Annotated in this window: 7 protein-coding genes and 1 riboswitch; of the genes, 2 read left to right on the top strand and 5 right to left on the bottom strand. The window is 55.2% G+C overall.

The genetic code is table 11. The features are described 5' to 3' along the window. Nucleotides 1-238: 238 nt before the first annotated feature. Together murI and btuB are read right to left on the bottom strand one after the other, a co-directional pair. On the bottom strand, nt 239-1,090 hold the full coding sequence (gene murI, locus EDF75_RS25675) for a glutamate racemase (RefSeq protein WP_133601326.1): 852 nt from the start codon (nt 1,088-1,090) through the stop codon (nt 239-241). After that, nucleotides 1,035-2,903, bottom strand: coding sequence for a TonB-dependent vitamin B12 receptor BtuB (gene btuB / locus EDF75_RS25670; protein ID WP_133601325.1), 1,869 nt, complete (start codon nt 2,901-2,903; stop codon nt 1,035-1,037). The genes murI and btuB overlap by 56 nt, the downstream gene beginning before the upstream one ends. A 67-nt stretch (nt 2,904-2,970) precedes the next feature. After that, nucleotides 2,971-3,150: riboswitch (cobalamin riboswitch) on the bottom strand. A 115-nt stretch (nt 3,151-3,265) separates the two neighbouring features. On the opposite strand from btuB, the gene trmA reads away from it, so the two are divergent. Then, a complete protein-coding gene (gene trmA / locus EDF75_RS25665) occupies nt 3,266-4,366 on the top strand; it encodes a tRNA (uridine(54)-C5)-methyltransferase TrmA (protein ID WP_133601324.1) in 1,101 nt (366 codons plus the stop codon). A 55-nt stretch (nt 4,367-4,421) separates the two neighbouring features. Here trmA and EDF75_RS25660 read toward each other — a convergent pair whose 3' ends face one another. Beyond that, nucleotides 4,422-4,781, bottom strand: coding sequence for a YijD family membrane protein (locus tag EDF75_RS25660; protein WP_128879367.1), 360 nt, complete (start codon nt 4,779-4,781; stop codon nt 4,422-4,424). A gap of 15 nt (nt 4,782-4,796) precedes the next feature. Then, entirely contained in the window at nt 4,797-5,432 is a 636-nt protein-coding gene (gene fabR, locus EDF75_RS25655; RefSeq protein WP_045853644.1) for an HTH-type transcriptional repressor FabR, read from the bottom strand. A 195-nt stretch (nt 5,433-5,627) separates the two neighbouring features. Between fabR and sthA the strand changes: the two genes are divergently transcribed. Next, nucleotides 5,628-7,028: a Si-specific NAD(P)(+) transhydrogenase gene (sthA, locus tag EDF75_RS25645; protein ID WP_076947970.1), complete on the top strand. Its 1,401-nt coding sequence runs from the start codon at nt 5,628-5,630 to the stop codon at nt 7,026-7,028. Here the strand turns inward: sthA and oxyR are convergent. After that, a complete protein-coding gene (gene oxyR / locus EDF75_RS25640) occupies nt 7,011-7,928 on the bottom strand; it encodes a DNA-binding transcriptional regulator OxyR (protein ID WP_041143454.1) in 918 nt (305 codons plus the stop codon). The genes sthA and oxyR overlap by 18 nt on opposite strands. Nucleotides 7,929-8,001: the final 73 nt, after the last annotated feature.

The following is an 8,001-nucleotide window of genomic DNA, read 5'->3' as shown; positions in this document are numbered from 1 at the left end:
CAGTTGCGACGCGCTTTAGCGCTCTGTCGCGAGGTCCCGTATATTACGTTTTCCTCATTCAGAGTCAAGCGTTTATTTTGCTTTTCTCTGTCGGCGTTCATCGCTGAACCCCGCTAACCCGGCGGCCTGTAAGCCGTTGTTCCGTGTCAGTGGAGGCGCATTATAGGGAGTTCTCTGACGTTGACAAGCCCTGTTTGCAAAAAACTTTTCAACCGCCTCTTTTTTCACCAAAACGTGCCTAAACTGGCAGTTTTTCCAGCGTTTCAAAGCCGTAGCGCTGTAAAACGGGTAAAAGCTGTTCAGTTTCCGGCGTCAGCGCCATGCAGTATGCCAGGTTTGGATCGCTGGATTTCGCATCCGGCGCCTCATGTTCCAGCAGCCAGACGGTGCGACGGGCGATGGCGGCACCGGAATCAATCATTCGCGTCCCTTCCGGCATCACCTGCTGCAGCTCTTCCTGTAATAGAGGGAAATGGGTGCAGCCCAGCACAACCGTATCAGGCGGTTCGGCCATTCTCAGCCACGGGCGAAGAATGCGTCGTAGCTCCTCCAGCGGAACCGGCTCACCGTGCAGCTTCGCTTCCGCCAGCTCAACCAGCTCTGCGGAGCCAAGCATCTCTATCTTGCATTCATTTGCAAAGCGGCTGATCAGCTCACGCGTATAGGGACGTTTGACCGTACCGCGCGTCGCCAGCAGGCCAACGACGCCGTTCGCCGTCAAACGGGCCGCAGGCTTAATCGCCGGAACCACGCCCACAACGGGGAAAGCAAAGCGGTCACGAAGGGCAGGAAGAGAAACGGTACTTGCGGTGTTGCAGGCAATGACGGCCAGTGCCAGCGGATAACGCCGTTGAACCGCGGTGACAATTTCGAGCACGCGCTCAACGATGAACTCTTCGCTCTTCTCCCCGTAAGGAAAAGCCACGTTATCGAAAGCGTAGATGTAATGCAGATTCGGCAGCAGCTGCCGAATCTCATTATAAACCGACAACCCACCGACACCGGAATCAAATACCAGCACGGTGGGGCGTGGATCAGAAGGTGTAGCTGCCAGACAAGTAGTATTCTCGTCCTGCAGTTTGGTAGCCATAAGCTGTCTCGTAATCTTTATCGAACAGGTTGGCTATTTTACCACGAACTGTCAGGCGATCGGTGATCGGATACGCGGCAGAAACATCAAGCGTGCTGTAGCTTGGCAAAATCCTCTGCGTATTATTGTACTGAGACGTGTTGTTATCGTAGCGCTTACCGTAATACTGCCACGACACATCCATATCGACGTTAAACATCGTCCAGTCCACCTGATACTTCGCCTGTCGCTTAGAACGTCGGGCAAGGACTTCACCGTTATCATCATTACGCGGGTCGACGTATTGCAACGTAACGCGATGGCTGAAAATACCGGTATCCACGCTTCCCGTCCATTCAACGCCCTTGATCGTCGCGGCGTTGATATTGTCATATTCGCCTTCAAAGGTGACAGGGTCTGAATAGTAGGTAATCAGGTTAGTAATCTTGTAGTGATACGCCGAGAGACGCCAGTCCAGCGGCCCGGTGAGCCCTTCAAGCCCGGCTTCCCACTGCTGCGACTCTTCAGGCTTCAGGTTTGGATTTGAGCTGATTCCAAAGCGGGTAGAACCAAACTGCTGTCCCAGCGAAGGAGCGAGGAAGCCAGTACCGTAGCCCAGAGTCACGCGATAGTTTTCGACAAACTCCCAGCCGGCAGTGGTCTGCCATGTTCCGTGCCAGCCAAACTGTTCGTCGTGATCTTCACGGCCGGAGGCTTCGAGGGTCACATCGCCAAACTGCTGCTGCCCGGTCAGATACAGGCCGGTGTTATCACGCTTGTAGGTGTCCGATAATACCGTATCCGAGGAGGTCAAACGCTGCTGCTGCCAGTCCACGCCAGCGCTCACTGAACCATGACCGACAATAAGGTTGTTACCCCACTGCAGATTACGCTGGGTCATTCGATCGAGCGTGGTGCCATCATTATAACGGCCATAGATGCTGCTGTAGTTGTAGTCTTTGACCTTCTGATAGCTGGCAACGAGCTGCGATGAGTAGATCCCGGAGCTGTACTTCAGTCCCGCGTCCCAGCTCTGATTATAGAGCTGCTCTTCATCTGCGCTGTAGGCTGGGGTGTACGGCGGGCTTCCCAAATCGTAGTCAGAGTTGTTGGTGTAGCTACGACCGCGGAAGAAGCCATCAAAGCTATCGTTAAATTTATGCTCCAGGCTGCCCCAGAACGCTTTGCTACGGAAGCCGTCACGATCCTGGTCGTGGTCCCAGGTTGAGCCTGGCTGGACGTTAAAACCTTTATTACCCTCATAAGAGCCGGCCACCGTGGCAACCGTATCGCCAAAGCGGTGACGCAGGGTGCCATCATATTGCTGATAGCCTTCAGAACCGACGCCGGCGGTGATCTTAGATTGTTCTTTATCGGAATGGGTAATGACGTTAATCACGCCCCCCATTGCGCCGGAACCATAAATAGCCGAACGCGGGCCGCGGATATATTCCACGCGCTGTACCAGCGACAGAGGAATTTGGTTCAGATCGGGGTTATTCGTAATACCCGGGCGGGACATGGGGATACCATCGACAAGCACCAGCACCTGCTTAGCCTCAGTACCGCGAATAAACAGGGAAGACGTCTGCCCCATTCCTCCGTTCTGCGCGACGTCAACGCCCGGCAGTCGACGCATGACGTCATTTAAATCCTTTGATTGCCAGCGATCGATATCTTCACGAGTCACCACATCGGTCGGCGCAAGGACCGTACTGACCGGCTGTTGAAAACGATTTGCTGTCACCACTAACGTGTCTGAATTGCTGTCTTGCGCCCAGCCGGAAAATGCCGTGACGGAGAGAGCCGTCATCAGCGAAGCTTTTTTAATCATTGTAAAAGCATCCGTAACATATAAAGGATGCCGCGGGTTTCATCAGTAGCACGCGATGATAGAAACCAAATGCGACGTATACCGGCAGGTCTTCGGGCTCGGGGCGTTTTATGGATGAGGACTTCCCACCAGATAGCGGCAGTGTCTGCAAATTGCGTTCATCCCACCTTCCTTACCGCTGCGCGTCAGCCCCAGATTTACACTGGGTTCCCTTTTAACTCACAGGACCGGTTACACAATGCTATAATCAGAAACATATAGAAGTCCAGACTTCTATAATTATATTTGATCCCTCATCCGGGCTGGACTTCCCTGATGCTTTCCCTACAATCCCCGCGTACTTATTTTATTCAGGATGCATCATGACCCCCGAACACCTTCCAACCGAACAATATGAAGCGCAGCTGGCAGAGAAAGTCATTCGTTTACAAAAAATGATGGCGCCTTTTGCCGCACCGGTTCCGGAGGTATTTCGTTCGCCGGTCAGCCACTATCGTATGCGCGCAGAGTTCCGCCTGTGGCACGATGGGGACGATCTCTACCACATCATGTTTGACCAGCAGACCAAATCGCGAATTCGCGTCGATAGTTTCCCGGCGGCCAGCGAGCTTATCAATCAGCTGATGGCCGCCATCCTCGACGGCGTGCGCGATAACCCGGTTCTTCGCCATAAGCTGTTCCAGGTCGACTACCTGACGACCATGAGCAACCAGGCCGTGGTGTCGCTGCTGTATCACAAAAAGCTTGGTGACGAGTGGCGTCAGCAGGCGGAAGCATTGCGCGACGCGCTGCGCGCGCAAAATCTCAACGTGCACCTGATTGGCCGGGCAACCAAAACGAAAATCGAGCTCGATCGGGACTACATCGACGAACGTCTGCCGGTGGCCGGCCGTGAGATGATCTACCGCCAGGTTGAGAACAGCTTCACCCAGCCAAATGCGGCGATGAATATTCAGATGCTGGAGTGGGCGCTGGAGAGTACGCAAGGGGCAACCGGAGATCTGCTGGAGCTATACTGCGGCAACGGCAACTTCTCCCTGGCGCTGGCGCGTAATTTCGATCGCGTGCTGGCCACGGAAATCGCCAAACCTTCCGTCGCTGCGGCGCAGTACAACATTGCAGCCAACCATATCGATAACGTGCAGATTATCCGTATGGCGGCAGAGGAGTTTACTCAGGCAATGAACGGCGTGCGGGAGTTTAACCGCCTGCAGGGTATCGACCTGCAAAGCTACCGGTGTGAGACGATTTTTGTCGATCCGCCGCGCAGCGGGCTGGATAGCGAAACGGAGAAAATGGTGCAGGCATATCCGCGAATTCTGTATATCTCCTGCAACCCGGAGACGCTGTGCCAGAACCTGGAAACCCTCAGCCAGACCCATGACATTACGCGTCTGGCGCTGTTCGATCAGTTCCCGTACACCCATCATATGGAGTGCGGCGTCTTATTAACCCGCAGGTAGGCGATGTTCACAGAACCCGGCACCGCGACGCCTGCCGGGTTCTGGCGTTAAGCGGTTACTCTGCCGCCGCATCCTTCCGATTACGCATCCGGTAGCCGATCCAGAATACCGTAATGACCGACAGCACGGCCGGGAAGAAGTTAGAGCCGATGTCCGGATATTCCGCGCGCACCACGGTGCTATATAACAGAACCCCGAGAATGAAACAGGCAGCAGCCAGGCCCGGCAGCCCCACGGGCATACTCCGGTTCTGATAGCGCTGGTGCAGACAGTAGACCGTCAGCAGCAGAGACAGTATCGGGAAAATGGAAAAGGGAACAATCGAGCTGAACAGCGCGGCGAAGGTTCCGTTAATCGACAGGCCAGCGATCAGCGCCAGCAGCAGCGTACCTTTATCTTGAACTGAGTGTTTCATTGCTCGTCCTTCACGTTATTCGGAATGATTTGATATTTTTTCTTGTTCACGGCGATACCAGTAATACGCGCCTTTCGAGATCATTCTCAGCTGCAGCACCAGCCGTTCTTCCAGCTGTCGGCGCTGTTCAAGCCCGACGTCCAGCGCCTCAGCGCCGGCGCTGAATACGATAGTGACCATCGCTTCGGCCTGCGCTTCAGTAAAGGCGCGCGGCATGTGGTTTTCGATTTCTAAATAGTCGGCAAGTTCCGCAATGAAATGCTGAATCTCGCGCGCCACGGCGGCACGAAACGCCGCGGAAGTACCGGAGCGTTCGCGCAGCAGCAGGCGAAAAGCGTTCGGGTTATTGCCGATAAACTCCATAAAGGTGGAGACCGAGGTGCGAATCACGCTGCCGCCTTTGGCAATACGCTGGCGCGCCTGGCGCATCAGCTGGCGCAGCATCAGCCCGCTCTCATCGACCATGGTCAGACCGAGCTCATCGACATCGCGAAAATGACGATAAAAGGAGGTCGGTGCGATCCCCGCCTCACGCGCAACTTCACGCAGGCTTAAGCTGGCGAAACTCCGTTCGGCGCTAAGTTGGCTAAATGCCGCTTCTACCAGCGAACGCCGGGTTTTCTCTTTTTGTAGCGCTCTTACGCCCATCACGTTGTATGAATCCTTCCAATAGCCCTGCTGGCACTATACCAGAGATAAAACTAATCGGTTTACACTGGTTTGTGAAAGATTGTTTACGAGCCGATCATGCTTTTATGCCGCAAAAAAGCACAACGATAATTGGGTTAAACTGCGGCGAATGTTATCATCGTGTTTATTTTCTGTATAAAACAGGTGAGTAATGCCATGTCGCACTCTTGGGATTATGATGCAATAGTAATTGGTTCCGGCCCCGGCGGCGAAGGCGCTGCGATGGGACTGGTTAAGCAGGGAGCACGCGTTGCCGTTATTGAACGCTACCATAACGTCGGCGGTGGCTGTACCCACTGGGGAACCATCCCGTCGAAAGCGCTCCGCCACGCCGTCAGCCGTATTATCGAGTTTAACCAAAACCCTCTCTACAGCGACCACTCCCGCCTTCTTCGCTCCTCCTTCGCCGACATTCTTAACCATGCCGACAGCGTCATTAACCAGCAGACCCATATGCGTCAAGGGTTCTATGAGCGCAACCACTGCGAAATCCTGCAGGGCAACGCGCACTTCGTTGATGAACATACGCTGGCCCTGGAGTGTCACGACGGCACCGTTGAAACGGTCACCGCCGAAAAATTCGTTATCGCCTGCGGCTCCCGCCCGTACCACCCGGCAGATGTCGATTTTTCCCACCCGCGCGTGTACGACAGCGACTCCATCCTCAGCCTTCAGCACGAGCCGCGCCATGTGATCATCTACGGCGCAGGGGTCATCGGCTGCGAATACGCGTCAATCTTCCGCGGGATGGAAGTGAAGGTGGATCTGATCAACACCCGCGATCGGCTGCTGGCGTTCCTCGACCAGGAGATGTCCGACTCCCTCTCCTATCACTTCTGGAACAGCGGCGTGGTGATTCGTCACAACGAAGAGTACGAGAAGATTGAAGCCGTGGATGATGGCGTGATCATGCATCTGAAATCCGGCAAAAAGCTGAAGGCGGACTGCCTGCTGTATGCCAACGGCCGTACCGGTAATACCGACTCCCTGGCGCTGGAAAATATCGGTCTGCAGACCGACAGCCGCGGCCAGCTGAAGGTCAACAGCATGTACCAGACCGCTCTGCCGCATATCTATGCCGTTGGCGACGTCATTGGCTATCCGAGCCTGGCTTCTGCCGCTTACGATCAGGGGCGTATTGCCGCGCAGGCGCTGATTAAAGGCGAGGCTTCGGCCCATCTGATTGAAGATATTCCGACCGGGATCTATACCATTCCGGAAATCAGCTCGGTGGGTAAAACCGAACAGCAGCTGACCGCCATGAAGGTCCCTTATGAAGTGGGCCGCGCGCAGTTCAAGCATCTGGCGCGCGCGCAGATCGTCGGCATGAGCGTGGGAACCCTGAAAATCCTGTTCCACAGGGAAACGAAAGAGATCCTTGGTATTCATTGCTTTGGCGAGCGCGCGGCCGAGATTATTCACATCGGCCAGGCGATTATGGAGCAGAAAGGTGGTGGTAACACCATTGAGTACTTCGTCAACACCACCTTTAACTACCCGACGATGGCGGAAGCCTATCGGGTAGCCGCGTTAAATGGCTTAAACCGCCTGTTTTAACGCTTCGTCGAAATGGCCATCCATGGTGCTACGGATGGCCTCCGCCAGATGTTCATAGCGGCTGCGCAGCGGCGAACCGGGGCGATAAACCAGCCCAATGGTGCGTCGCGGCTCGGGCTTAATGCACGGAATGTACACCACACCATCGCGCCTTCTCTCCTGCGGCACCGCGAGCGCAGGCAGCAGGGTAATTCCGCTCCCGGCAGCAACCATGTTGCGCAGCGTTTCAAGACTGGTGGCGCGGAAATGGGTATCTTCATCGGCGCCGGCCTCAAAACAGAAGCCCATCGCCTGATCGCGCAGGCAGTGGCCATCTTCCAGCATCAGCAGCTTTTCCCCGGCTAAATCAGACATCGGCACGCGGTCGCGGTTGGCCCACGGGTGATCTTCATAGATAGCCAGCATCATCGGCTCATCAAACAGCGGCACCTCAATAAAGGCTTCGCTCTCTTTAACCAGCGCCAGGATAGCGCAGTCGAGCTTGCCGCTATCCAGCTGGGCCAGCAGCTGATGGGTTTGGGCTTCATGCAGATACATTTCCAGCTTGGGAAAAGTCTGGTGCAGCATTGGGATAATCTGCGGCAGCAAATACGGGCCAATCGTCGGGATCAGGCCAATATGCAGCGGCCCGGACATCGTCTCGCCCTGTTGGCTTGCCATTTCCTTGAGCACTTTTACTTCGCGCAACACCGTACGCGCCTGATCCACCAGCAGCAGCCCCGCCTGGGTAAACAGCACCTTACGGCTGGTACGCTCCAGCAGCATGACCCCAAGCTCATCCTCCAGCTTGCGGATTTGCCCGCTAAGCGTAGGTTGGCTGACGTGGCAAGAGTCCGCCGCGCGCCGGAAGTGGCGATGCTCGGCTAGCGCAACCAGGTATTCAAGATCGCGAATATTCATTATTCATCCTCCGTCGCCATGATAGTTCATGGCGATAGATAGCATAGCAACGAACGATTATCCCTATCAAGTT

The sequence above is a fragment of the Klebsiella sp. BIGb0149 genome (genome assembly GCF_004362605.1).
GTDB lineage: Bacteria > Pseudomonadota > Gammaproteobacteria > Enterobacterales > Enterobacteriaceae > Klebsiella > Klebsiella terrigena.
The sequence above is the reverse complement of the archived record's forward strand: the minus strand, read 5'-3'. Positions and strand labels throughout refer to the sequence as shown.